We start from the raw sequence: 24,484 nt of genomic DNA, 5'->3' as shown, positions 1-24,484 counted from the left end.
AGCTGAGCCCTCCGGCTACAGGTAAGTTGACGCAATGCCTCGGTGGGAGCACGGCAGTGAGGAGCGGATGAAAGAGGCCGCGATGGAACTGTTCGAAGAACAAGGGTTCGAGAACACCACCGCCGTGCAGATCGCGAAACGCGCCCGTGTCACCACCCGGACCTTCTTCCGCTACTTCCCGGACAAGGAAGAGGTTCTCTTCGCCGACGCGGACGCGCTCAACGAGGCCCTCGTCCGGGAGCTCCTCGAGATTCCCGACATCTCGCGACCGCTCGAGGCGGTGACCGGGACCTTGGCCGGCTACGACTGGGCGAAGCTCGGATCGCGGGAGCTGCTGCGTCGGCGGAGCCGGATGATCGCGTCGGATCCCCGGCTGCTGGAACGCGACCTGATCAAGCAACACCAGATGGCGGACGGGTTCCGCCGGGCGCTCGGCGAGCGCGGAGTGGATCCCGACATCGCCGAGCTCGCCGCCGGTGCGGGAAGCCAGATCTTCCGTACGGCGTATCGGAAGTGGCTGGAAAACGACCACGACACCGACCTGGCGACCGTCACCGCGTCCGTGATGTCTCTTCTGGTGACCATCGTGCCCGGGGCCGGGTCGCCGCGAGGGCGGCGCAAGGCTCCGGCCGTACCACTCGTCTGATCATCGCGGCCGGCGCCCCGGCCCACCGGCGCCGGACGAGGACGCCGGTGGGGATCCGCTCCGGTCAGGCGACGACGCGGGTGTGCTGGACGGCGGCGGGCCCGGCGACGTATCGGCCGATTGCCGCGCGCCACTTGGCGAACTGCTCGGTGCTGCGGTACTGCTCGTGCGCGGCGAGGTCGGTCCATTCCACGAGAAGGACGAAGTTCGTCGGGGTCTCGACCCCCTGGGTGAGGCGGGCCGAGAGCATTCCTTCGGTCGGCCCGTAGACCTCGATGGCCGCGGCGTGTGCTTCCGCGAGGTCCTTCTCGCTGCCCGGCTTCGCGGTCAGCTCGGCGATTTCGAGAATCATGGTCATCGCTCCAATGCGGGAGGTTCCGGCGTCCGATGTCCTGAACCCTACCCGATGATGTCGCGGCGCGACATCACTTGTGATGCGCAGCGCTGATGGACGACTGTCGATGTCTGGGGTACTTTGGCTGGTACGCCAACAAAGAAGTCCCACGTTAAAGCCTTCCAGAATGTACGAGAGGGATGTCCATGAGTTCGAAAGCAAGGAAGGCCGGGCTCGCACTCCTTGCCGCCACCCTGGCCTTCGCCGGCACGGTGTACGGAGTGACGAGGCCCGCCTCGGCCGACGTCGTGGCCCAGCTGAACGGCTCGCAACTGGTCGCCGACATGGGTGCCGGCTGGAACCTGGGCAACGCGCTCGAGGCCAACAACAACGGCATCCCCAGCGAGACGGCATGGGGGAACCCGGTCGTGACGCAGGCCCTCATCGACCGGGTACGGGCCTCGGGTTTCAAGACGATCCGGATCCCGGTCTCCTATCTCGGACACATCGGGACCGGCCCCGGCTACACGGTCAACGCCGCCTGGCTGAACCGCATCAAGGAGGTCGTCGACTACGCCCACAGCCGGGGCCTCTACGTGCTGATCAACATGCACGGCGACGGGTACAAGTCCGTCACCGGGTCCTGGCTGATCTGCGATGCGGCCGACCAGACCACGATCAAGGACAAGTACCAGAAGGTCTGGCAGCAGATCGCGACCAAGTTCCAGAGCTACAACGACCACCTGATCTTCGAGTCCATGAACGAGAACTTCGACGGGCAGTACGGCAACCCGACCCAGCCGTGCTACTCGAACATCAACGCCTACAACCAGATCTTCGTGGACACCGTGCGCCGTACCGGCGGGACCAACGCGTCGCGGTGGCTGCTGGTGCCCGGCTGGAACACCAACATCGACCACACCGTGGGCAGCGGCTTCGTCCTTCCCACCGACCAGAACCGGTCGTCGTCCGTCCCGGCCGGTGAGCAGCGCATCATGATCTCGGTGCACTACTACGACCCGTGGGACTTCGCAGGCCAGGAGGACGGCACCATCACGCAGTGGGGCGTGGGCGCGACGAACCCCGCCAAGAAGTCGACCTGGGGACAGGAAGACTTCTTGGACGGACAGATGAAGAAGGTGTACGACAAGTTCGTCACCCGCGGATATCCGGTGTTCGTCGGTGAGTACGGCTCGATCGACAAGACGACGTACGACTCGACGAACAACCGCTACCGGGCGGACTACGCCCGCGCCGTGGTGGCGACCGCCAAGAAGTACGGCGCGGCCACCGCCTACTGGGACAACGGCTGGAACGGCCAGCACGGCTTCGGCCTGTTCGACCGCAGCTCCGCCACGGTGACCCAGCAGGGCATCATCGACGCCATCATGAGCGCCGTCGGCGGCAGCCAGCCCACCACCCCGCCGACGACCCCGCCCACCTCCACCCCGCCCACCACGCCGCCCGCCACCCCGCCGACCACCAGCCCGGGTGGCACCGGCGCGTGCCGGGTCAGCAGCACGGTCAACGCGTGGAACACCGGTCTGACCACGAGCATCACCGTCACCAACACCGGGACCACCGCCATCAACGGCTGGACCCTGGCCTTCACCCTGGCCGCCGGGCAGAGCATCGTCTCCGGCTGGAGCGCGAGCTACTCCCCGGCCACCGGCCGGGTGACCGCGACCAACGCCGGCTACAACGGCACCCTGGCCCCGGGGGCCTCGGCCTCCATCGGCTTCCAGGCCGGCCACACCGGCAACGCCGCCGCCCCGACCGGCTTCACCCTCAACGGCACCACCTGCAGCTGACCCGCCACCACGGGCCGGCGCCGCTCCGGCGGCCCGGCCCGTCGTGCCGCGTGAGGCCGAACGAGGACCGGCCCCGTCGCGCGCTCCTCGCCTTTCGGCGAACTGCACAACGGCTTTCGCTCGCGGCAGCCCGGCGCCTTCGGCGTCGGGCTGCCGCATATTGTGGCTCAGTTTCTCGTGGTGGCCGTGGCGTGCGGCGCCACTGCTCCACGGCGGTCTCCCGATTTCTTCCGCCGGCCGACCGGTTCGGAGTATTCGCCGGCACGGCACTACGGCAAACGGTACTAATGCGTATAGGTAAAGCGACACCGTACGAAACTCGTTTGGTATCGTCGCGCATCGCCCTGGCGGCATGAAGCCTGTCCGGTGTTCGGCCCGGACGGGAACTTCGCAGCACCAACCGGGTGGAGACCCGTTCACGTGCCCGCCGCCGAAGAAAGGAACGGCCCCGATGCTCCTGCGCAATCTTTTACCCCTGGTCAAGGACGTGGAGAGGGTAATAGACGCCTCTGCGGGCAAGCAGGACCTGCGCCGTCATCTGATGGTTCCGGATGATCTGCCGTTCTCGGCCGCCACCACCGAGTGGCGCGGCGGCGGAGCGGGCACTCTCGTGGTCTGCATGCTCGGCCCGGAAGCGGGCAGCCACACGCCGCCCGCCGAGCTCGCGCGGAAGCTGAGCGCGATGCCGGTCGGCGTCACCGTGCTGATTCTGGCCGGATGGCCGGCTGAGACCGTCCCCGTGCCCGTGGTGCTGCAGACGCTGGCCGACGGGCATTGCCAGCTGACCGATGCAGTGTCATTGAGCTCGACCGAGCGGTACGGCATGCATGTCGCCCTGCTCGCCGAGCGAGTGGAGACGGTCCAGCCGCGCACGGCCCGTCTGTCCAGTGTTCCCCCCGGTGAGCCGGCGCCCTTGCCGGACGCTCGGCTGCCGGCGCAGTTGTGGGTGGTCAATCAGCCGGTGCTGGGCGAGCTGGCCGTCGCACCGTTGCGCGAGCAGGTGCGGACGCTCGAGGAGCGGATCACCCAGCTGTCGGAGGAGCTGACCGCCGCGCGCGAGGAAACCGACGAGGCGCGGACCGCGGTTCAGGCCCGGACCAGGCAATTGGCCAAGTCCCGCAAGGCCCGCGCGGCGCTGGAGGCGTCGGCGTCGTTCCGGCTGGGGAAGTCGCTCGTCGACGGCGTGCAGCACCCGGGCAAGGGCATGGTGGCTGTGCCGAGGACCATGGCGGACATCTGGCGGGCTCGCAGGGCCCGGGCCGGCAAGGCTCCCGACCCGTTACCGGCGCCGGCGCCGGTGGCCGTCCGGGACACTCACCGGGTGGTGTCCATCCCGGTGCCGGGCACGCCGGGACGCGCGATGACGATGACGGCCCCGGTCGAGTTGCTGGTGCCGCGCAAGCTCGCGCAGAGCGGGCTGGCCGCTTACGAGTCGTCCTCGATCCCGTGCTTCCTGGCCGCCATCGAGACCACCGCGACCGCGACTTCGACCCCGCTCAGGGCCGCGGGTCCGGGGGCAGTGTTCGACATCGGTGCGAACGTCGGGCTGTACGCCGCCCTGGCCGCGGCCGTTTCCGACCGGGACGTGGTGGCGTTCGAGCCGTTTCCGACGCTCGCGGAGGTGGCCGAGCGGGTCGCCGCCGACAACGATCTGAAGATCCGGGTCGAGCGCGTCGCCCTGAGCGACCACTCCGGCACGGCCACTTTCTATCTGTCGGACTCCTCGGACTCCTCCAACTCGCTGGCGGCCGGCTTCCGCAAGTCCTCGCGGCAGATCGAGGTCGCGGTCGAGACGCTGGACGAGTACGTGACGAGGACCGGGACCATCCCGGCCGTCCTCAAGGTGGATACCGAGACCACCGAGCCGGATGTTCTCCTCGGAGCCGCAGAGACGTTGCGCAAGTATCGGCCATGGGTGCTCTGCGAGGTGCTGCGCGGGCGCGGCGAGGACCGTCTGATGGAGGCGCTGGCCCCGCACGGCTACCACTGGTACCACATCGTCGACGAGGTCCCGTACCGCGAGGCGCGGACCGTCGAGGGTGACTCCACGTACCAGGATCTGATGTGGCTCTTCGCGCCGGAGCTGCCGGACGAGTCGTTCTGGGCGGCGGTGCGGGCGCAACGCGCGGCTGTCGAGGCGGCCGGGTAGCTGCGGCCGGCGTCGTCGCGTTGAGGACGTCCGCGGGCCGGGTTCCGCGTGTGCCAGTCTGGTGCGATGCGAGACGACAAGCGGTGGCCGCGGCTGCGGGTGGGGGACTGGACCGATACCCGGGACACGCTGCACATGTGGCTGCAGATCGTGGGAAAGATCCGGATGGCGCACGCGCCGGCGGTCAACCACTGGTGGCACGTCACGCTGTACCCGAGCGCCCGCGGGCTGACCACGTCGCTGGTGCCGTACCGGGACGGCGGTTTCGAGATCGAGTTCGACTTCCTCGACCACCGGCTGCACCTGCGCACCACCGACGGCCGATACCGGGCCGTCGCCCTGGAGCCGAAATCCGTCGCCGTGTTCTACCGCGAGACCATGGGGGCGCTGGCCGAGCTGGACGTGGCGACGACCATCCACGCCGTGCCCAATGAGGTCGAGCGGGCCATCCCCTTCGCCGAGGACGAGGTGCACGACGCGTACGACCGGGAGGCCGCGCAGCTGTTCTGGCGGCAGTTGCTGCAGGCCGAGCGTGTCCTGGGACGGTTCCGGTCCGGGTTCGTCGGCAAGGCGAGCCCGGTGCACTTCTTCTGGGGCGCGATGGACCTCGCGTACACGCGTTTCTCCGGCCGGATCGCCCCGCCGCACCCGGGCGGAGCGCCGAACTGCCCGCCGTCGGTGATGCGGGAGGGCTACTCGCACGAGCTGGCCAGCTTCGGCTTCTGGCCCGGCGGCGGCGAGGAGGGCGCCTTCTACTCGTACGCCTACGTCGAGCCGGCCGGTTACGCCGAGCGGCCGGTCCGCCCGGAGGCCGCGTACTACGACCGCGGCTTGCAGGAGCTGCTGCTGCCGTACGAGGCTGTGGCCGGTGCGCAGGACCCGGACGCGGTGCTCACCGACTTCCTGCGCTCCTCCTACGCGGCCGCCGCCGACCTCGGCGGCTGGGACCGCCGGGCGCTCGACGGGCCCGGCTCGACGTCATGAGCGGGCGCTCGCGGCCAGCACGGAGCGGATCAGCAGCAAGTAGATCGCCGCCAGGATCACCTCGCCGATCAGCAGCGACCAGCCGGCCCAGATCAAGCCGCGTCCGACCAGCAGGTACGCGCCGAGCAGGGCGGCGGCGGAGGCCGCGGCCGACAGGGCGCAGAGCAGTCGCAACCGCCCGAGCACCATCAGGACAGTGCTGCCCACGTACCCCACGGATGTCAACGCCTGGGTGACCGCCAGCACGACCAGCAGCGGGTACGCCGCGGCGTACTGCCGGCCGAAGAGGCTCAACGCGAAGTGGCCGCCGAGCAGCAGGCCGAGCAGCATGGGAAGCTCCACCGCGAGGGTGAGCCGGACCACCCGGCCCAGCGAGGTGCGCATCCGGGTGCGGTCGCGCTCGGCCTCGGCGAAGAAACTACGGCTCGTGGCCTGGGGCACGAACGCCAGCGTGCCGGCCAGCAGCGCGGCGACGTAGTAGTAGGCGGCTGCCGCCGGACCGGCCTGCTCGGCGACGAGGATGGGCATGAGCAGGGCCGGGAGCATGAGGATGACGGTCGCCAGGTAGTTCCACGCGGAGTACCGCCACATGGCGGCGAGGCGGTCCCGGCGCAGCCGCAGCCGGCTCGGCAGGCCGAGCACCCGCCGGAGGGCGAACAGATACACCACCAGGGCGGCGACCATCGCCCCCTGGTAGGCGGTGAAGATGCCCAGGGCCCCCAGGCCGAGGCAGGCCAGGGGCAACAGCAGCCGGAGCACGACGACCACCGTGTTGCGGCCCAGCACGAATCCGCTGCGGCGAGCGGCCACGAACACGTTGTCGCCGACCATGTTGACCGCGTAGCCGCTGGTCAGCAGGACGAACAGGGTCGCGTTGAGCGGGTGTCGCAGCAGGCCGGCGAGCTCAGGGGCGACGGCCGGCGCCAGCGCGACAAAAGCGAGCGCGCCGGCCGTCGCGGCCACCAGCACCGTCGTCAGCGCGGTGTCGACCGTGGCCGCATCGTCCTCCCAGACGCGCAGGTAGCGGATGACGGCGTTGTGCATGCCCAGGAGCGCACAGCTGCCGATCAGCACGGACGCCGAGATCAGGGCGCCCGCCCGGCCCACCTCCGCCGCGGGGAACAGGTGGGCGACCACCTGCCAGAACAGGAAGCCGCCGGCGGCCAGTTCCACGGTCGCGAGCAGCAGGAAGGCGGAATTGCGGAACAGGCTGTCGGCGGTCGCCACCCGCAGGCGGGCCAGGGGACCGGTGGCCGGTTTCGTGAGCGTCGAGTCGGTCATCGGCCGGGCACCGTGGCCGGGGCCGCCGGGCGGGTGGTCCGGTTCGCGGCACCGGCGTCCTGGTACGCGGCGTACATCGCTCGGGCGTACGCGGTCAGCGTGAGCTGGTCGGCCAGCCGCGTCGCGGCCGCGGCCAGCCGGGCCCGCAGCGCTGGATCGGCCAGCAAGGTCAGGACGGCCGCGGCCAGGGCGGGTGCGTCACCCGGCGGCACCAGCAGGCCGGTCTCGCCGGGCCGGACGAGGTCGGGGAGCCCGCCGGAGTCGGCCGCGACGACGGCGCAGCCGGCGGCCAGCGCCTCCAGGGCGGTCAGCCCGAACGATTCCGGCCAGATCGACGGCACCACCGCGATGTCGGCGGCCGCCAGGGCGGCGGCCATCGTGGCCGGTGGCGACCAGCCGCTCCAGCTCACCGCCGGCCCGACGCCGAGTTGGCCGGCCAGCCGCCGCAGGCGGTCGTCCATGGAGCCGGTGCCGAGCACCGTCAGCCGGGCTCCGGGGTACGCGGCGAGGATCGCCGGCATCGCGGCGAGCAGCACCTGGACACCCTTGACGTCCTCCAACCGCCCGGCCGTCACCAGCCGCGGGCCAGTCCCCGGCGGGCCGGCCGGCCGCGCGCGGACCGCTGCCCGAAAGCCTTCGTCCAGGCCGTTGCGGATGATCCTGGCCGGCCCGAGCGATCGTGCCACCAGCTCGGCCATGTAGGAGCTGGGCGCGGTGAAGACGTCGACGTGCCGGCGCAGGAGCCGCCGGGACAGGCCCCCCGAGACCACACCGCCCCAGACGTACGCGGCGGCTCCGCGGGCGTTCAGCCGGCCGTCCACCCGGTCGGCTCCACGGAAGGAGGCCGCCGGCAGGCAGTGCCGGACGGTGCCGCCGATGAAGTACTCCGGGCCGTGCACCGTCATCACCGTGGGCGTGCCGCGCAGCAGCGGTAACGCGCCGGCGGACAGCAGCCCGATCGTGTGCAGGTGTACGACCTCCGGGGCGAACCGGCCCAGCAGCTCGCGCAGCGCCGCCCGGGCGCCCTGGTTGAAGTAGAAATTGCGGACCCGGGCCGGACCGCGTGCCGTCAGTACCGGCCACGTGCTGTCGGCGAACCACTCGCCGGGCCCGGGGCGGTCGCCGGCCAGCACGTGGACGTCGTGGCCGCCGGCGCGTTGTGAGCGCACCAGGTCCGCGGTGAGCCTCTCGGCCCCGCCGCAGGTGCTTCCGTTGTTGATGACGTGCAGGATCCGCATCGCCCATTCACCTCATGTCGGCCCGTAGACGAGATGCCCGTCCCGGGCGTAGAGCAGCGGCCGCCCGGCGGCCACGCACTGCAGCGGAAAGCTGATGGTCAGGATCCGGTCGTCCGCCACCAGGACGGTCTGCGCCCGGCCGTCTCCGTCGGCGTCGACGCGCAGATAGGCACCGGCCGGCACGATGCCGGGGGCCACGCCCTCGCGGGGATCGAACCGTGTGCTCGCCCGCAGCAGCGCGGTGTCCGCACTGTCGGCGGCGACGACTGCACCGGCCGGTACGGAGGCGTCCAGCCAGCTGGCCGTCGTCACGTCCTCGGCCGAGGCGTACCAGGCCCGGTAGTAGGCACCCGCGTTGTTCAGGTTCAGCTGGGGTGGGTAGCCGCCGAGGAACTGCGGCAGGAGCCCCGAGGTGCTGACGAAGCAGGCCGTGACGACCGCCGCGGCGCCGGCTGCGGGCAGCCGCCGGCGGAACCCGCCCAGGGCCGTGGTCAGCAGGATGACCACCATCGGGGCCAGCAGGATCAGGAACTGCTGGAACAGCCGTAGCAGTCCGTAGTTCAGCGAGAGCTCGGGGAGAACGACCGTGGCCGCGAGCAGGCCCAGTGCCGCCAGGCCGAGTGCGGTGAGGACGCGCGCCGGGCCGAGCGAGCGCCGGGTGGCCCACCACAGCAGCACCAGACCGAGAATCGCGCCGAGCTGGAACAGCGCCACGGCGGCGACCCTGGAAGCTGCCGTGACCGTGGCCGGCGGGATCCCTGCGGCCCTGAGGCCCCGGCCGGCCGGGGTTTCCGGCAGGGTGTCCGGCGGCACCAGCCGGACGGGGCAGGTGGTGGCCGGCCTGCCGGGATCCGCCGGGGCACCCCGGGCGGCCAGATAGTCGCGGAGTACCTGCTCATCGGTGCGGGCCGGAGTATGACCGAAGAAGCTGTACCGGACCGCGTCGGCCGACTGGCTGTTGCTGCGCTGGACCGCCGCCATCGAGTCCTGCACCGTCCGGACCAGGCCGCCGCCGCTGCCCGTGCCCACGCTCCAGGCCACCGAGAAGACCACGAGCAACAGGACCAGGCGTGGGCCGAGCAGCGGCGGCGGAACCGGGTGCGCTCCCCGCCAACCGGGCAGGCCGGCGACGATCCGCGCCGGCCATCGGACCGGTCGCGGTCCGGACCGTTCCGGGTGGCCGGCGCGCCGGCGGACGGCGACGGCCAGTGCGGGCATCCGCAGCACCAGCCATCCCAGGAACAGCAGGCCGATGGTGACGTACGTGGTCGAGTAGTGGGAGACCGTCAGGCCGGCTGCCATGACGGCGAACGTCACCAGCCGATGGCGCCGGGACCCTCGATCGTCCAGCAGCGCGAGCATGGCGACGACGAAGAAGATCAGCGCCAGTTCCTGGCGGTTGAGCATCGGCATGTCGTTGACGAAGGCCGGGAAGGCCACGAACAGCCCGGCCGCCGCAACCGCCGCGCCGGTGGGGAGCAGGCGCCGGGCGAGGAGGAACACGCCGACGCCGACGCCGGCGAAGAGCACCTGGTAGCAGACCCGGAAGACGTCCAACGGCGCGACGCCGAGCAGGTGGTGCAGGAACGCGGGCAACGTGGTGATGCTCAGGCACGCGGTGTAGTCCGGTGCCATACCGCCGGGCTCCCATCGGCCGGCGGTCAGTGTGGCCTGCAGCGCGTGCATCTCGATCTTGATGTCGTGGCCGGTCACCCCCGTCCCGCGTAGCGAAGTGGCCAGCAGCACCGCCAGCCCGAGCAGGAACACGGTCGTGGCTGCGGCCTGGTCCCGGGCTCGCGCGCCGCGGGCGCCAGGCGCGCTGTCGCCGGGCAGCGAGGCGCCGAACAGGGCCATCGCACCCGCGGTCAGGGCCAGCGCGGTGAGGGTGCCGCTGCCGCCCGCGTTCAGCCGGGCGGCGCCGGCCACGGCCAGGACGACTGCCAGCGCCGCGAGCGCGACCGAGGCAAGATCCGCGGGCCTGAGCGGGAGTCGCGGCCGTCCCCGTACGGGCTCGTCGACTTCGGTGGGACCGGCACGAGGGGCGGCGCGCACCGCTGCCACGCTCAGCAACGCGCCCATGGCCAGGTCGAAGCCGATCAGGCACCCGACGGGCGACAACGCACCGGCGATGGGCACCACCGCCACGGCGAGGCTGACCGCCAGCAGGAAGCACAGGCCGAAGGCGACCACGTGCAGCACCGCGTCCCAGCCGGCCGGCCGGCGCAGGCCGATCACCCGCATGACCCACGCGCCCGGCACCAGAACCACCACGGGCAGCACCAGGGCGGCGCGTACCGGTGCCGGCGTTCCGGCCAAGACCAGTACGTTCACCATGACCAGCAGTGCGACGGTGACCCGGCCCGCGGGGACCCCCCGCCGCGTCCCGGCCGGGGACGCCCCGGCCGCGGCTGCGGTCGCCGACCCGGCCGTCACCGGCCGAGCACCTCCGCGTACAGACCCTCGACGGACGCGGTCACGGCCGGCCACGCGTGGGCCTGGGCCCGGACCGTCGCCGCGGCGGCGAGCCGGGTTCGCAGGGGTACGTCATCGAGCACGCGGCCCAGGGCTGCGGCGAGCGCGCCGGGCGCGGTGACATCGACGGTCAGCACCGCGTCGCCGCCCACTTCGACGATCTCCGGAAGCGCTGCCGCCACGACCGGGATCCCCGCGGCCATCGCTTCCAGCAGTACCAGCGGCATGCCCTCGTGAGTGGAGGGCAGCACCAGTGCGGTCGCCCGCGCGTACGCGGTCCGGATCGCGGCCCGGTCGCGGCGCCCCTCGAACGCGACGGTACCGCCCAGAGCGAGCCGGTCGGTCAGGTCCTGCAGCCGCCGGCGTTCCGGGCCGTCGCCGATGATCCGGACCCGCACGTCGCGCCCCTCCGCGCGGAGGGCGGCCGCCGCGTGCAGCAGGGCGCCGATGTTCTTCTGCACGGCCAGGCGCCCGACGAACAGCAGTTCGTCCGTGCGCCGCCGGTGCGCCGCGGGGACTCCGGTGGTGTCCACGCCGTTGGCGATGACCGCCACCCGGGCCGGGGTCACCCCGAACGTGTGCACCACCTCGTCCCGCATCGCGGCGGTCAGGCAGATGACCCGGTCGGCGCGGCGGAGGACCGGTCCGAGCACCAGCCGGAAGTACGCCGGCAGCAACAGCCGGCCCAGCCGGCCGGAGGGGCGCAGCACGAGGTGCTGGTGGGCCACGTAACGGGTACGTCGCAAGGTGGCCGCCAACGCGACGATCTCGGGGACGAACGCCTGACCGGTGTGGACGTGGATGACATCCGGTCGCGGGGTGTGCGTGAGCAGGCGTACCACCAGGCCCGGCATCACCGGTGTGTTCGCCAGCCAGGCGGCAGGCAGCCGCACCACCCGCAGCGACCCCGCACGGCCGGAACGGTCCTGGGTCCGAGGCTGTCCCGCGGCTCCGACATCCGAGGTGTACACCGTGACGCGGTGGCGCTGAGCCTGCCGCGTGGCGAGCTGCTCGACGACCGCCTCCTGCCCGCCGAGATGGGGTGGGTACAGCGCCACCACCTGAACGATCTCCATCAGCGCCCGTGGTTCCGCTGCCGCGGGCGGTGCTGGACCAGCGTGCCGTGCACCGCGGCCGCGACCTCGTCCCAGTCGCGCAGGTGACCGGCCCGTTCGGCGGCCGACCGGGGGTCCAGGTGGGGGGCCGCGTCGAGCGCCGCGGCGAGCCCACGGGCGAGGTCGGCGGCGTCGACGTTGGCCAGGTAGCCGTTGTGCCCGGAGGCGATCAGGTGCCGGGCGGCATTGTCCGGATGGTTCACGGTGACCACCGGGACGCCGCACGCGTTGGCTTCGACCACGACACACCCGAATCCCTCGCGTACCGACGGCAGGGCCAGCACCGACGTGCTTTTCATGACGCTGTAGATCTCGTCGTCCGGCACGAAGCCGGAGAACTCCACCGCGCCGGCCAGGCTCAGCTCGTCGCGCAGCGCGATCAGCCGGGGCAGTTCCGGGCCCGCGCCGACGATCCGGCAGCGGATGCCGGGACGTTGCCGCCGCAGCAACGCCACGGCCCGCAACAACAGGTCGACGTTCTTGTTGGCCAGCAGCCGGCCCGCGAACAGCACGTCGACGCGGGGCTCCGCCGCCGGCTGGGCATCCACGTCGGACAAGGAGACCCCGGGCACGATCGTGTGCACGGGCACCCGTACGCCCAGTTCCCGGACCAGGCGATCGGAGGTCTGGGCCGAGACCGAGACGATCTCGTCGGGCAGGCGGGCGGCCCAGCGCTCGATGAGCGTGCCGAACGGTGCGAGCCGGCCGAGGTACTGCCGCCAGCCGGCCGCTCCCCAGACCTCGTGCCAGGTCGCGACCAGGCGGCGGCGCCGCACCGAACACACCACCCGCGCCGTGAACAGCGGGAAGTACGGCATGTGGTCGACGTCGAGGACGTCGAAGCGGGCACCCAGCAGCCGGATGGTGGCCACACCGAACACCAGGGCCTGCCGGATCGAGCGCCGCTCGCCCTGGTACAGGGAATGCTGCTTGCCGACCGCGTGCAGGTGCACGCCGTCGAGCACGAGGGTGCGGGGCCCCGGCCACCACTTCATCGTGTACACATGGACCTCGACCCCGGCGGCAGCGAGCCGGCGGGTGATCTCGTACAGCCGCCGCTCCTTGCCGCCGGTGTTGAACGGCCAGACGGAGTCGCTGAGGAACGCCACCCGGGCCGGGCGGCTCCCGGCGGAGGTGTACGGCGTCGGCTCCGCCGTGGTGACCGTGTCGCGCGCCCCGGCCGTCACCGGAACCTCGCGGGTGGCCGGTCGGCGCTGCGGTCGGCGGCGGCGAGGTACAGCACTCGTTTCATCGCGCGCTGGTTCCGGCTGACCGAGTCCAGCACCACGCCGGCGTTGAGCAGGCCGAAGCTCAGCACCGCGCAGATGATCACGACCTGCTTGCCGGTGCCGAAAGCGCCGGCCGCGTCCCAGGGCCGCAGCAGGGACGCGGTTGCGGCACCCACGACGAGGGCGGCGAGCAGCGCCCCGAAGAAGCGTGCGGGCCGGTACTCCTTGCACAGCAGCACGATGCAGGCGAGGATCCGCAGCCCGTCGGGGACCGTACGCAGCTTGCTCGCCGAGTGCGGGGGACGGGCCCGGTACGTGGTGGGGACCTCACCGAAGGGCACGCACAGGTCGAGCGCGTGCACCGTCATCTCGGTCTCGATCTCGAAGCCCCGGGAGGCGGCCGGGAACGACCGTACGTACCGGCGGGACAGGGCGCGGTAGCCGGAGAGCATGTCCTCGGGCCCGCTGCCGAAGATCCATCGCACAGCGGAGGTGAACAGGTGGTTGCCGAAGCGGTGGCCGTAGCGGTACGTCTCGGCGACCTCCGCCGCATCGACGCGCCGTCCCACCACCATGTCCAGCTTGCGCTCCCACAGGGCGGCGACGAGTGCCGGCGCGGCGGCGGCGTCGTAGGTGCCGTCGCCGTCGGCCATGAGATAGACGTCGGCGTCGATGTCGGCGAACATCTGCCGCAGGACGTTGCCCTTGCCCGGGCGTGGCACGTGGGCCACGACGGCACCCGCCCGCCGCGCCTGGGCGTCGGTGCGGTCGGTGGAGGCGTTGTCGTAGACGTACACGGTTGCGTCCGGTAGCGCGCGCCGGAAGTCCGCGACCACGTCGGCGATGGTGGTCTCCTCGTTCCGGCACGGCAGCAGCACCGCGACCCGTGGCCGGCCGGGCAGCGCCGGCGCCGGGTGCATCCGGCCGTTCGCGTGTCCGTCGATCGGCTCGGCGCGGGCGGCACCACCGTTGTACGAAGCAGCCATGAGTATCTTCCCTATCGGCCCGGGGAGCAGCGGAGACCACTCCGGCGCCGGGCGGGACGTGACAAATGGCCGGCGACGACGGCGGCCAGATGATCGTCAAGAAAGTGGATGATCAGATTGTTTCGTTTCTCCCGGAGCCGGCGTGAATAGCGCACGCGTTCGGCTCCGGCACCCTGATGCCGGTCCATGGAAGCATCACAGAGTGGCGGACGTCAATGACTTGCGCTCTTTCATCGTTGTCATCCGGCAAGCGAGCATGGGGCACCGGAAATTGTGAACGCCGTATCGCGATCATGGCCTTCTGCTGATAAGGACACCGGTCGCCGAGCGCTCGGAGTCCGGCATCGCGCTGTCGCAGGCGCGGAAATTTAACAACCCATGAACAGATCATGGCGGATAATCGCGGCGGATCAACCGGACCTGCCGTCGGGGAGCAGATGCGAATTGTATTCACGAGGATGAATCCGTTATGCCCGGAAGCCACGGCAAGTCGGCGGGTCGCCTAGTGGCGGGTGAACCGCTCGGCCAGGGCCGGGTATGTCGGCTTGGCCGAGCCGTCGTGGCGCAGCAGGCCGAAGTGCTGTTCGTCGTCGCTGCGGTCGGTGCCTGTGTCACGCGCCGAATACCAGAACAGCGGACCGACGAACGGGTGCGAATACCACAGATCCACGGCCGTATCCACATAGGTCGCCAGTCGCTGCTCGGATGTCGAGTGCGGTCCCGCGGTCGGATATCCGTACTCCGTGGCCCAGATCAGCTTCGCGGCGTCGCCGTGCGCCCGCATGACCTCGTACACGCGCTCGACGAATCCGCCGAGGTGGTCGCTCGTGGCCGGGGCGAGCGGCCGGGTGTACGGGTGCACCGAAACGGTGTCGAACAGCGGCCCGCCACCCGCGCGGTACACGTCGGCGAGAAAGCGCACCGGATCGGCGGGGCCGGTGCCGCCGGGCACCACCGAGCCCAGGACCACGTTGACCCGCACATTGAGTCGCCGGGCGGCATTGCGCACGCCCACCGCGCATGGTTGCAGCAACTGGCGCACGTACGCCGGACCGCTGGGGCGCGTCCAGCCGGGATGCGGCAGGTTCACCTCGTTGCCGATCTCGAAGTCCCGCACGCCCCGGGGGATGTACCGCTCGGCGGTGCGCCGGCAGTACTCGCGCAGCCACCGCAGGTCCCGCGGTGGCGAGTAGGCGCCGGCCCCGTGGTTGGCCCACGCCGGCACGGTGTGCAGGATGGCCAGGTGGCGCAGGCCTTCGGCGTGCGCGTCGGCGACGACCGCGTCGTACCGGCTGAAGTCCCAGCGGCCGGGCGACTCCTCCACGGCACGCCAGTCGATGTCGCTGCGCACCCAGGTCGCGTTCATCGCCCGCAGCGCCGCATAGTCGGCGCGACGACGGGGGTTCGCCGGTTCGCCGCTGCCGAGCGCCACGCCGCCGACGTGCCGGGTCTGCGCCGGCACGTCCGGGATGACGGGCTGCACGGTCGCCCCGCCGGTGTTGTCGGTGACGGCCTCCCCGCCGTACGCCACCGCTGCGGCGATGAGGGCGGCGGCCAGCACGGCGACCACCCGCCGCGGCGTGGTCCGCACGGCTCAGCGCCGGCCGGGGCCGGCGACCGCGGCCAGCAGGTCGATCATCCGGCGGGCCTGGGTCGGCCAGGTGAATTCCGCGGCCACCCGCCGTCGGCCGTTCTCGCCGAGGGCGCGGGCCCGATCGGCGTCGGTCAGCACCCCGTGCAGGACCCGGGCCAGATCGTCCGGATCGCCGGCCCGGGCCAGCGCCCCGGTCCTGCCCTCCTCGACGAGGGAGGGCAGGGCTCCGATCGCGGTGGCCACGACCGGCACGCCCTGGGCCCAGGCCTCCAGCAGCACCGTCGGAAAGGCGTCGTTGGCGGTGGTGGGGCAGGCGACCAGGGCCCGGACCCCGCGCAGCACCCGGTCGCGTTCGGCCGGGGGCAGTCGGCCCGTGAACGTCACCGCGGCGGTGAGGCCGAGCTCGAGCACCCGCCGCTCGTACCGGGGCCGGTCGTCGCCCTCGCCGATCACCGTCAGCCGGGGCGCGCTGCCGCCGTATCGGCGGCGGTACCGTTCCAGCGCGTCAAGGAGCAGGTCGAGTCCTTTCCAGGAGTGGGTGCGCTGCAGGCCGGCGACGAAGGCCAGGCCGTCGCCGGCCGCCTCCGGCGGGGCCGCGGCCACCGCGGGGACCGCGTTGGGCACCACGTGCAGCTTGTCCGCCCACCGGCGTAACCCGTCGCGGACGTAGGGGGAGACCGCGACGACGGCGTCGGCTCGCCCCAGCGTCAGCCGCTGGACCGCCCGGTAGGCCAGGGTCGTCGCGCGCATCGCCAGGCCATCGGGTTTGTCCAGGGTGGCGGCGTGGTACGTCACGACGAGCGGAACGCGGCCCACCGCCAGAGCGGCGGCGTCCACCATGAACACGACCGGGGTGTGGGCGTTGACCACGTCCGGGCGCTCGGCGCGCAGGATCCGCCGCAGCAGCCAGGGCCAGGCCGGGTGCACAGGTGTGTTGGACACCGTCCGCCAGATCGGCAACCGGTAGACGACGAGCCCGTCGAGGTGCTCACGCCGCACCGCCGGAACGTCGTCGCCGCAGACCACGACGACTTCCGCGCCGGCCGCCCGGAGACCTTGGGCGAGGTGCCAGGCGTAGGTCTCCATGCCTCCGGTGCGGGGTGCGAAGTACGGGGCAGCGAGAAGAATTTTCACGGCGACAATCCCCCTTCCGCATGCGACCGACTACGGTGCGTGGCATAGAAGGGTATCGCTATGGGGGGCAACCATGTTGCGCAGGTTCAAGACGTTTCTGGTCGCGGTCGCCGCGGTGACGGTTGGCGTGATCGTGCCGGCGGCTCCGGCGCCCGCCGTGCCCGCGCCCGCGGCCGCGCCGCAGGATCTGCATCCGCTGTACATGCAGGTGGTGGCCCATCCCGACGACGAACTCTTCTTCATGAACCCGGACATCGACCGCTCGATCAACACCGCTCTGCCGGCGATCACTGTGTACCTGACCGCCGGCGAACTGACCGGGAACGGCTCGACCCCGGCCGAACGGGCCCGGAACCGGCAGCGCGGCCTGCAGAACGCGTACGCCGAGATGGCCGGGGTCGCCGACGCCGACGATGCCACCCAGTCGGAATGGGAAGGTACCCCGTTCCCGGTCGCGGGCCGGGTGGTGGAGATGTACTTCCTGCGCGCCCGCCCGGACGTGCACCTGTTGTTCCTCGACCTGCCCGACGGGCAGTTGCGCAACCTCGACACCGGCGGTTCGTTCGGCTCGGTGGTGCCGGCCGGAGGCCTGACCGTTTCCTCGTCGCGATACGGCCGCACCGACGTGCTGGCAGTGCTGCGCTCGCTGATGGACATCTACCGGCCGACCGTGCTGCGCTCGCTCGACCCGGAGCCGGACCGCCGCGCCGGGTACACCGAGGACCACGCCGACCACGTCACGGCCGCCCGTTTCGCGCGGGAGGCGGCCGCCGGGTACGCGGGCCCCCTGCAGGAGGTCAACTATCGCGGTTACAACATCGGCGATGTCCCATCGAACCTGTCTGCCGAGCAGACCGCCCGCAAGGGCCGGATCCTCGAGAAGTACTACCGCTACGACCGCGCGTTCGGCGACTCGCACGGCGGTGACCGTTGGCTGTCCCGCATGTACCACCGGTGGCCTCGCGGTGCCGGCTGGGTGGCCCGCGACGGCCGCGAAACCGTGCGGGCGTTCGTGGTCAGCAACGGCGTGCCGAAGGTCTACTCCCAGCTGGCCGCCGGGATCTGGGGCCCCGGGCTTCCGCTGGCGAACCCCGGTGGCCGGCTGACCCCCGGCCTCGCCGTCGGGCGTACGCGGGACGGACGGTTGACGGTGGTCGGCCGCCGTTCCACCGACCATCACCTGGTCACCTCCGTGCAGGCTCCCGACGGCTCGTTCGCCGGGGGCTGGGCCGATCTGGGCAATCCCAACGCCGGCCTGGGCGACGAGGACCAGGTCGGCACGCCGGCGCTGGCGGTCAACGCCGACGGCCGGCTGCAGGTGTTCGTCAAGAACGGCGGCGGTGGGATCAGCACGCAGGCACAGGGCTCCGAAGGCGGGTGGAGCGGGCGCTGGGACGACCTGGGCGGCCACGACCTGCAGGACGGCGTCGCCGCCGTGACCGGTCCGCAGGGACGGATCGAGATCTTCGCCGGCAGTCGCACTGAGATCCAGCACTGGTCACAGCCCGAGCCGAACGCGGCGGTGGAGCGCCAGGAGTCTCTTCGGAGCGGGGCGCCGGCGAGCCCGCCGCAGGTGAGCGTGGACGCGCAAGGACGGCTCTCGGTCAGCTACCGCGAGGAGGGCACCGGGCGGGTGCTGCTGCTGACCCGGTCGGCTGCCGGCACCTGGCCGGAGGAGCCGGCCGACCTCGGTGGTGTCGGCCTGGGCCAGCCCACCACCGTGCTCCCGGCGTCCGGGGGAGAGCTGATCTTCGCGCGGAATGCGGCCAACGGGGTGAGCGTCACCCGGCGGCCCGCCGGCGGCGAGACCTTCGGCCCGTGGTCCGACCTGGGTGGCACGTTGCTCGGTGAGCCGGCGGCGGCGATCGACGCTTCCGGACTGCCCACGTTGTTCACGATCGAACCGTCGGGGGTGTCGGTATGGCGGCAGGCCGGAACCGGCTCGCAACAGCAGTTCGTCCACCAGAGCCTGGGCATGTAGCCGCCCGGGGTATCGGCTTGCTATTCGTGGCCGTCCCGGCGTAACGGCGCGGCCGTCGACCTGGTGATGATGATGCTGTTCGGCTGGGTGGCGCTGTTGACCAGGATGCCGTCACACTCCGGGTCGTCGGCGGCCATCCGCAGCAGAACCTCGCCGGGCAGACCCGCATTGAACCGGGAGCCCAGAGTGCGCAGGGCGACGTCGGGGTCCGCGTACGCGAGCACCCGCGACCGACCGTCGCCGTACGTGGTTCTGCCCGCGCCCAGCGAGCCGTCATCCGCCGGGCTGTCCGGTGTATCCGGCGCCGGTTCTCCGACGGCCACGATGCCGACGGTCGAGATCCGGAACAGCTCAAGGAAACGGAGCTGATCGCGACCATGGTCGAGATGGCCCCGGGCGGCCGGCCCGGCCGCCGGGAGCAGGTGCGGCTGGTGGCCGACGGCCTGCGCGAGCGGTTCCGCCCGCCCGTGCGCCGCCCCTTCGCGCTGGTGCTGGCCGTGCTGACGCTGCTGATCGGGGGCGCCCTGGGTGCGGGCGTCGGATCCTGGGCCGGCACCTTCGGATACCCGGCGCTGTCGGCGGCTCAGCGGATCCTGCCGGCGGGCGAGATCCATGCCGATCGCACCAGCCGCTACGTGTTCGCGGGGGAGACCCTGCCGGACGGCGCGGCGGTGCGACGGGCGGTCGAGGACAGCCATCGGCAGCTGGTCGCCGAGGGCTGGCAGGCCACCCCGGTGTACTTCGGCGGCCTGGTCACCGGTTACAGCTACACGGCGACCAAGGACGGCGTACGGTTCGACGTCCACTCGGCGTCCGATCCCGCCCAGGGCGAGGTCTACATCGGCGTCGGCGGCTGGCCGCTGCGGCCCGCCGCCTACCTGCCGCTGACCATCGCCGGCATCCTGCTGGGCCTGACGGCCGGCTGGCTGATCGGCGTCGCCCTGGCCCATCGGATCCGGGTCTCCCGGCGTCCGGCGACCAGCGGGGCCCTCGCGGTGACCGGCCTGGTGCTGGCGATCCCGTCCGCGGCCGGCTTCGTCGTCTCGCTGATCAGCTACCTGACCGCCGCCGAGCCGACGCCCATCAGCGGCGCGATGATGCACGAGGAGGGCTTCTCCTTCGGGCCGACCGCCGAAACGCTGCTCGCGCTGCAGGTCCTGGATTGGCCGCTGGTCTCGGTCCAGAGCCTGCAGCTGCTGTGGATCTGGGGCTTCGCGGTGGTCGCGGTGGCTGCCGTGCTCGCCCGCCGGGGCGTCGAACGGGAAAAGCTGATGCCCACGGCCGGGTGATGCTCCGAAGCGCGGCAGCCGGGCGGGTGATGGCCGTGAGACCGTGCCAGCATGATCACAGTCCCGGCGGGCAGCACGCTCCTGCTGCGGTGCCCCGGCGAAGAGCCGTTGGCGTTGATCGTGCCGGCCGAGGTGAGCGCGGCTTTCGTCGCCGAGCTGCCGCCGATCCCGGTGCTCAGCCCCGACGGCCCGGGCGTCCGCCGCTTCGGCGTCCTCGAGCTGGTCAGCAACGCCGGCGTCACCTGGGTCGAGGCGGAGCTGCGCGACGGCGTTCTCACGCATTCCGGTGAGGCACCCACCGGCGTGGTCCAGCGCCGCGGTGCCGCGCGGCGCCCCGGCGCGTACGCCGCCACCGGCACCGCCCAGCTCGACTCCGAGCCGGGCCGGCGGCTGGTGGCGGTGTCGGGCCAGGTCGAGGACGTGTCCACCAGCGGCCTGCTGCTGCGCGCGACGCCCGCCGACAGCGTTCACCTGCCGCCCGGCATCGTGCGGAGCCTGCTGCACATCAGCATGCCCTGGGGCGACATGGCGGTCACGGTAGCGACGATCGACCAGCGGGCCGACCAGCTGCGCGGCACGTACGAATGGATGTCCGCGGCCGATGAGGAGGCCCTGCGGGCTTTCTGCTCGGCGCGCTGAGGACCGGGCGGGGCTACTCGTCGCCCGGCACGACCAGGCCGGATTCATAGGCGAAGACGACAGCCTGGGCGCGGTCGCGCAGGCCCAGCTTCGTCAGCAGGTTGCTCACGTGGGTCTTGACGGTGTGCCCGCTGACCACCAGTTCCGCCGCTATCTCGGAGTTCGACCGGCCCCGCGCGAGCAACCGCAGCGTCGCCGTCTCCCGACTGGTCAACTCGCCCAGGCGCTGCTGCAGACCGGGCCGGATGCGTCCCCGGCCCATGAATTCCGCGATCAGCCGCTGGGTGACAGCCGGGGCCAGCAACGACTGTCCTTCGGCGACCAGGCGGACCGCGCGGATGAGGTCGTCGCGTCGTACGTCCTTGAGCAGGAAGCCGCTCGCGCCCGCGCGCAGAGCGTCGTAGACGTACTCGTCGACGTCGTGCATGGTCAGGACCAGCACCTTCGCCTCGGTCCGGCGGCACACCTCCGCTGTCGCCTGCACGCCGTCCACGCCCGGCATCCGGATGTCCATGAGCACCAGATCCGGCCGCAACTCGACCGCTTTCGCGATGGCCTCGGCGCCGTCGGTCGCCTCGCCGACGACGGTGATGTCCTCGCCGGCCTCGAGGATCATCGCGAAGCCGCAGCGGAACAGTTCCTGGTCGTCGGCGACGAGCACCCGGAGCATCCCGGTCAGCCGATCGGCAGGATCGCGGTGACGGTGAAACCGGGACTCCCCGGCTGGATGGTCAGCCGGCCACCGCAGGCCGCGACCCGCTCGCGCATGCCGATCATGCCGTACCCTTCCCGCACGTCGTCCGCGCCCCGGCCGTCGTCCGCGACGTCGATCCGCAGAGAGTCGTCGTTCCAGTGGAGACAGACACTGACGTTCCTCGCGCGGGCGTGCCGGATCGTGTTGGTCAACGACTCCTGGACCACCCGGTACGCGGCCGTATCGAGGTCGGCGGAGAGGTCGCGCGCTGTGCCGCGTACCTCGGTGGAGGCGTCCAGGCCGGCCCGGCGGGCGTTGTCCACCAGGCCGTGCAGGGCGCCGATCCCGGGCTGCGACCCGAGGGGCGCATCGATGAGGCTGCCTGATTCGCGCAGCGTCCCGAGCATCAGGCGAAGCTGCCCGACCGCGTCACGGCCCGCGGCGGCGATCGACTCGAAGACCGCCTCGGCCTTCTCCGGATGGTGCCGCAGGACCAGGGGACCGGTCTCGGCCTGGATCAGGATCAGCCCGACGGAGTGCGTCACGATGTCGTGCATGTCGCGGGCGATCCGGGTGCGCTCTCGGGCGACCGCGGCGGCGCGCTCTTCCCGGATACGACCTTCGCGCTCCCGCACGGCGTCCCTTCTCGCCCGCCGGGCCCGTGCGCCGACCCCGAGGGCGTAGGCGGCGACGATGACCGTGACCAGGTAACGGTAGGTCTCGAGATCCTCCTGCGGGACGATCAGCGACACCGCCACGCCCACGGCCAGGCCCGCTGTGCCCACGGCGCGCCGGGTCCGCGAGAGGTCCGCCGCTGCGAAGGTGTAGGTGCACACGAGCACGCCGTACGGCAGCAGGAGCACGGATCGCGGCAGAGACTGGGCCGTGATCGCCAGGATTGTGGTTGCGCTGCCGACGAGCGCCCCGGTCGACAGGATGGCGCGGCGCCGCCACAGCACGGGGACCGACATCAGCACGGCGAGTGACACGAACCACCACGGCCGCACGTGGGGAACCAGCGAAGGGGTCACCGTCAGCGCGACGACGGCCGCCGCGACCGCGACGTCGGTCCGCCGAACCCTGAGGATGTCCGCCCGCATCACCGCTCCCGATTCCGGCCGAGACCGCGGCCAGCCTATTCGATCGCCACCTGCCGTTACTACGCCCGCCGGACCGATGACGGTCTCACTCGCAGGGGTGAGATCCGTCAGTCCGTACGCGCGCCATGCGGACCGCTCCCGTCGGCGATGTGCTTCCGGCCCGGTTCCCGGACAGTGGGGCACCTGGACACGGGAGGCACCACGATGAACTCATCAATGCAGCGTCTTGCCGTGGCGGTCGCCGCCACGGTGGCGTCGGCGACGCTGTTCATGGTCGGTACCGGGCTCACCCCGATACCCTGGCTCACCTGGCTCGCACCGTTTCCGGTGCTCCTCGCCGCCCCTCGCCTCAGCGCCCGGGTGGCGTTCCTGGCGGCGTCGGCCGCGTGGCTGGGCGGCGAGACGCCGATGTGGAGCTACTTCCTGAAGACAGTACAGATCCCACCGCCGATGGCCGTCTCGATCGTCGTCGGGTCCGCGCTGCTGTTCGGCCTGGTCGTGCTGCTCGCGCGCGGGCTCATCCGGCGAGGTCACCCGCTGGTGGCGGTCGCCGCGACGCCGGCCGCCTGGGTCGTCGTCGAGTACGCGATGTCGGTGCTGTCCCCGAACGGGGCCTGGTGGAGCCTCGCCTACACCCAGGCCGACATCCTCGCCGTCCTGCAGGCCGCCTCCGTCACCGGACCATGGGGAATCACCTTCCTGCTCCTCGCGGTGCCCACGGCCGCCGCGGCCTTCCTCGCACCACAGGCGGTAGGCCGGGCCGGCGTGGCAGTCACCGCCGCGTTGCTACTGGCCCTGACGGCGGGGTACGGCGCGTGGCAGCTGCACTCGCCGGACAGCGGCGGATCACAGCAGGTGGCGCTGCTCGCGACCGACCGCCTTTCCGGCATCACTCCGGTCGGGACGCCGGAGGGACGCAACCTGCTTGCCGAGTACGGGGCCCACATCACCGAAGCCGCCGCCCGCGGCGCTCGCGTCGTCGTCATGCCGGAGAAGGTGTTCGCCGCTGACGACACGACGTTCCCCCTTCTGGCGACCCCTCTGGCGCGGCTCGCCGCCGACCACGACGTGGAGGTCATCGTCGGGTTGGTCCTCGAACAGCACGGTGCACTCCGTAACGCGGCCGTCGACCTCCCCGCGGACGGCGGCCGACCGGTCGTGTACTTCAAGCACCATCTCATCCCAGGGCTGGAAAGCGACTTCGCACCCGGTGACCAGCTGGCGTTCGCGGCGGATTCCGGTACGCGCTGGGGGATCGCCATCTGCTTCGATCTGGACCTGCCCGGCCTGGTCCGCGACTACCGTCGACGGGGCGCCACCACTCTCTTCGTGCCCGCCTGGGATTTCCACCGCGACGGATGGCTGCACGGCCGGATGGCGGTCACCCGAGGTGTCGAAAGCGGGCTCACCGTGGCCCGTGCGGCACGGAACGGCGACCTGGTCGTGAGCGACGCGCACGGCCGGATCCTGGCCGAGGCGCACAGTACGGACGCGCCCTTCGTATCTGTCGTCACCGCGTTCCCCGACAGCTCGGCAACAACGATGTACGCGAAGTTCGGTGACTGGTTCGCGTGGACCTGCATGCTGCTGCTCCTGGCCGGACTCATTGTCGTGAAACGCCCAGCCAAGATGACGGAGTGCTGCTCGGCCGGCGCCTGGTCGGCACCGATGCGCCTCTGGTCGCCGGCTCCATGACCGACGACCGGGTCTAGCTGTTGCGACCCGACACGTTGTTTCAGGCGGTGAGGCGGCTGATCGGTGGGTGTCCCCCGAGTGCTGAGTGGCTGCGGGCAGTGTTGTAGTACTCC

The 24,484-nt window shown here is 71.7% G+C and carries 20 protein-coding genes; 8 read left to right on the top strand and 12 right to left on the bottom strand.

Features of this window, described 5'->3' with window-relative positions; translation table 11 throughout:
* The first annotated feature begins 82 nt into the window (after positions 1–82).
* Positions 83–646: a TetR/AcrR family transcriptional regulator gene (locus ACWEOZ_RS28550; protein ID WP_451913741.1), complete on the top strand. Its 564-nt coding sequence runs from the start codon at positions 83–85 to the stop codon at positions 644–646.
* 64 nt (positions 647–710) lie between these two features.
* Here ACWEOZ_RS28550 and ACWEOZ_RS28545 read toward each other — a convergent pair whose 3' ends face one another.
* Complete coding sequence (locus ACWEOZ_RS28545) at positions 711–998, bottom strand: putative quinol monooxygenase (protein WP_451913740.1); 288 nt, start codon at positions 996–998, stop codon at positions 711–713.
* Positions 999–1,186: 188 nt separating this feature from the next.
* Here ACWEOZ_RS28545 and ACWEOZ_RS28540 point away from each other — a divergent pair, with 188 nt between their 5' ends.
* The 3 genes from ACWEOZ_RS28540 to ACWEOZ_RS28530 all read left to right on the top strand — a co-directional run bounded on the left by ACWEOZ_RS28540 (position 1,187) and on the right by ACWEOZ_RS28530 (position 5,924).
* Positions 1,187–2,791: a cellulase family glycosylhydrolase gene (locus tag ACWEOZ_RS28540; RefSeq protein ID WP_451913739.1), complete on the top strand. Its 1,605-nt coding sequence runs from the start codon at positions 1,187–1,189 to the stop codon at positions 2,789–2,791.
* 451 nt (positions 2,792–3,242) lie between these two features.
* Positions 3,243–4,940 (top strand): FkbM family methyltransferase, encoded by a 1,698-nt coding sequence (locus tag ACWEOZ_RS28535; RefSeq protein WP_451913738.1) that lies wholly within the window; start codon positions 3,243–3,245, stop codon positions 4,938–4,940.
* Positions 4,941–5,006: 66 nt separating this feature from the next.
* Complete coding sequence (locus ACWEOZ_RS28530) at positions 5,007–5,924, top strand: DUF5996 family protein (protein ID WP_451913737.1); 918 nt, start codon at positions 5,007–5,009, stop codon at positions 5,922–5,924.
* Here ACWEOZ_RS28530 and ACWEOZ_RS28525 read toward each other — a convergent pair.
* The 8 genes from ACWEOZ_RS28525 to ACWEOZ_RS28490 all read right to left on the bottom strand — a co-directional run bounded on the left by ACWEOZ_RS28525 (position 5,919) and on the right by ACWEOZ_RS28490 (position 16,973).
* Positions 5,919–7,205: a lipopolysaccharide biosynthesis protein gene (locus ACWEOZ_RS28525; protein WP_451913736.1), complete on the bottom strand. Its 1,287-nt coding sequence runs from the start codon at positions 7,203–7,205 to the stop codon at positions 5,919–5,921. The genes ACWEOZ_RS28530 and ACWEOZ_RS28525 overlap by 6 nt on opposite strands.
* A complete protein-coding gene (locus tag ACWEOZ_RS28520) occupies positions 7,202–8,443 on the bottom strand; it encodes a glycosyltransferase family 4 protein (RefSeq protein WP_451913735.1) in 1,242 nt (413 codons plus the stop codon). Before ACWEOZ_RS28520 ends, ACWEOZ_RS28525 begins: the two co-directional genes overlap by 4 nt.
* A gap of 12 nt (positions 8,444–8,455) precedes the next feature.
* The gene (locus ACWEOZ_RS28515) at positions 8,456–10,876 is read right to left on the bottom strand and encodes a hypothetical protein (protein ID WP_451913734.1); all 2,421 of its coding nucleotides are present in this window, start codon (positions 10,874–10,876) and stop codon (positions 8,456–8,458) included.
* Positions 10,873–11,991 (bottom strand): glycosyltransferase family 4 protein, encoded by a 1,119-nt coding sequence (locus ACWEOZ_RS28510; RefSeq protein WP_451913733.1) that lies wholly within the window; start codon positions 11,989–11,991, stop codon positions 10,873–10,875. Before ACWEOZ_RS28510 ends, ACWEOZ_RS28515 begins: the two co-directional genes overlap by 4 nt.
* Positions 11,991–13,217, bottom strand: coding sequence for a glycosyltransferase family 4 protein (locus ACWEOZ_RS28505; RefSeq protein WP_451913732.1), 1,227 nt, complete (start codon positions 13,215–13,217; stop codon positions 11,991–11,993). Before ACWEOZ_RS28505 ends, ACWEOZ_RS28510 begins: the two co-directional genes overlap by 1 nt.
* Positions 13,214–14,245, bottom strand: coding sequence for a glycosyltransferase (locus tag ACWEOZ_RS28500; RefSeq protein WP_451913731.1), 1,032 nt, complete (start codon positions 14,243–14,245; stop codon positions 13,214–13,216). Before ACWEOZ_RS28500 ends, ACWEOZ_RS28505 begins: the two co-directional genes overlap by 4 nt.
* Positions 14,246–14,747: 502 nt before the next feature.
* Complete coding sequence (locus tag ACWEOZ_RS28495; RefSeq protein ID WP_451913730.1) at positions 14,748–15,836, bottom strand: glycosyl hydrolase; 1,089 nt, start codon at positions 15,834–15,836, stop codon at positions 14,748–14,750.
* A 3-nt stretch (positions 15,837–15,839) separates the two neighbouring features.
* Entirely contained in the window at positions 15,840–16,973 is a 1,134-nt protein-coding gene (locus ACWEOZ_RS28490; RefSeq protein WP_451913729.1) for a glycosyltransferase family 4 protein, read from the bottom strand.
* Positions 16,974–17,046: 73 nt separating this feature from the next.
* Between ACWEOZ_RS28490 and ACWEOZ_RS28485 the strand changes: the two genes are divergently transcribed.
* Complete coding sequence (locus tag ACWEOZ_RS28485; protein ID WP_451913728.1) at positions 17,047–18,954, top strand: PIG-L family deacetylase; 1,908 nt, start codon at positions 17,047–17,049, stop codon at positions 18,952–18,954.
* A gap of 20 nt (positions 18,955–18,974) precedes the next feature.
* Here ACWEOZ_RS28485 and ACWEOZ_RS28480 read toward each other — a convergent pair whose 3' ends face one another.
* Positions 18,975–19,277, bottom strand: a complete 303-nt coding sequence (locus ACWEOZ_RS28480; RefSeq protein ID WP_451913727.1) for a hypothetical protein — start codon at positions 19,275–19,277, stop codon at positions 18,975–18,977.
* 54 nt (positions 19,278–19,331) lie between these two features.
* Between ACWEOZ_RS28480 and ACWEOZ_RS28475 the strand changes: the two genes are divergently transcribed.
* Both ACWEOZ_RS28475 and ACWEOZ_RS28470 read left to right on the top strand, forming a co-directional pair.
* Entirely contained in the window at positions 19,332–20,243 is a 912-nt protein-coding gene (locus ACWEOZ_RS28475; protein WP_451913726.1) for a hypothetical protein, read from the top strand.
* A gap of 51 nt (positions 20,244–20,294) precedes the next feature.
* Positions 20,295–20,882, top strand: a complete 588-nt coding sequence (locus tag ACWEOZ_RS28470) for a hypothetical protein (RefSeq protein WP_451913725.1) — start codon at positions 20,295–20,297, stop codon at positions 20,880–20,882.
* 13 nt (positions 20,883–20,895) lie between these two features.
* Here the strand turns inward: ACWEOZ_RS28470 and ACWEOZ_RS28465 are convergent, their stop codons facing one another.
* Both ACWEOZ_RS28465 and ACWEOZ_RS28460 read right to left on the bottom strand, forming a co-directional pair.
* Positions 20,896–21,552, bottom strand: a complete 657-nt coding sequence (locus ACWEOZ_RS28465; protein ID WP_451913724.1) for a response regulator — start codon at positions 21,550–21,552, stop codon at positions 20,896–20,898.
* 5 nt (positions 21,553–21,557) lie between these two features.
* Positions 21,558–22,676: a sensor histidine kinase gene (locus ACWEOZ_RS28460; RefSeq protein WP_451913723.1), complete on the bottom strand. Its 1,119-nt coding sequence runs from the start codon at positions 22,674–22,676 to the stop codon at positions 21,558–21,560.
* A 216-nt stretch (positions 22,677–22,892) separates the two neighbouring features.
* Between ACWEOZ_RS28460 and ACWEOZ_RS28455 the strand changes: the two genes are divergently transcribed.
* On the top strand, positions 22,893–24,371 hold the full coding sequence (locus ACWEOZ_RS28455) for a nitrilase-related carbon-nitrogen hydrolase (RefSeq protein WP_451913722.1): 1,479 nt from the start codon (positions 22,893–22,895) through the stop codon (positions 24,369–24,371).
* Positions 24,372–24,484: the final 113 nt, after the last annotated feature.

Source organism: Actinoplanes sp. NPDC004185, from assembly GCF_053603475.1.
The sequence above is the reverse complement of the archived record's forward strand: the minus strand, read 5'-3'. Positions and strand labels throughout refer to the sequence as shown.

What these genes read in the sequence shown, in the direction of transcription:
- ACWEOZ_RS28510 (WP_451913733.1), bottom strand. Translation starts at nt 11,991, where the DNA reads ATGGAGATCGTTCAGGTGGTGGCGCTGTACCCACCCCATCTCGGCGGG.
- ACWEOZ_RS28530 (WP_451913737.1), top strand. Translation starts at nt 5,007, where the DNA reads ATGCGAGACGACAAGCGGTGGCCGCGGCTGCGGGTGGGGGACTGGACC.
- ACWEOZ_RS28550 (WP_451913741.1), top strand. Translation starts at nt 83, where the DNA reads ATGGAACTGTTCGAAGAACAAGGGTTCGAGAACACCACCGCCGTGCAG.
- ACWEOZ_RS28455 (WP_451913722.1), top strand. Translation starts at nt 22,893, where the DNA reads ATGCAGCGTCTTGCCGTGGCGGTCGCCGCCACGGTGGCGTCGGCGACG.
- ACWEOZ_RS28465 (WP_451913724.1), bottom strand. Translation starts at nt 21,552, where the DNA reads ATGCTCCGGGTGCTCGTCGCCGACGACCAGGAACTGTTCCGCTGCGGC.
- ACWEOZ_RS28485 (WP_451913728.1), top strand. Translation starts at nt 17,047, where the DNA reads ATGTTGCGCAGGTTCAAGACGTTTCTGGTCGCGGTCGCCGCGGTGACG.
- ACWEOZ_RS28500 (WP_451913731.1), bottom strand. Translation starts at nt 14,245, where the DNA reads ATGGCTGCTTCGTACAACGGTGGTGCCGCCCGCGCCGAGCCGATCGAC.
- ACWEOZ_RS28470 (WP_451913725.1), top strand. Translation starts at nt 20,295, where the DNA reads ATGATCACAGTCCCGGCGGGCAGCACGCTCCTGCTGCGGTGCCCCGGC.
- ACWEOZ_RS28525 (WP_451913736.1), bottom strand. Translation starts at nt 7,205, where the DNA reads ATGACCGACTCGACGCTCACGAAACCGGCCACCGGTCCCCTGGCCCGC.
- ACWEOZ_RS28475 (WP_451913726.1), top strand. Translation starts at nt 19,332, where the DNA reads ATGGTCGAGATGGCCCCGGGCGGCCGGCCCGGCCGCCGGGAGCAGGTG.
- ACWEOZ_RS28520 (WP_451913735.1), bottom strand. Translation starts at nt 8,443, where the DNA reads ATGCGGATCCTGCACGTCATCAACAACGGAAGCACCTGCGGCGGGGCC.
- ACWEOZ_RS28545 (WP_451913740.1), bottom strand. Translation starts at nt 998, where the DNA reads ATGATTCTCGAAATCGCCGAGCTGACCGCGAAGCCGGGCAGCGAGAAG.
- ACWEOZ_RS28535 (WP_451913738.1), top strand. Translation starts at nt 3,243, where the DNA reads ATGCTCCTGCGCAATCTTTTACCCCTGGTCAAGGACGTGGAGAGGGTA.
- ACWEOZ_RS28460 (WP_451913723.1), bottom strand. Translation starts at nt 22,676, where the DNA reads ATGCGGGCGGACATCCTCAGGGTTCGGCGGACCGACGTCGCGGTCGCG.
- ACWEOZ_RS28540 (WP_451913739.1), top strand. Translation starts at nt 1,187, where the DNA reads ATGAGTTCGAAAGCAAGGAAGGCCGGGCTCGCACTCCTTGCCGCCACC.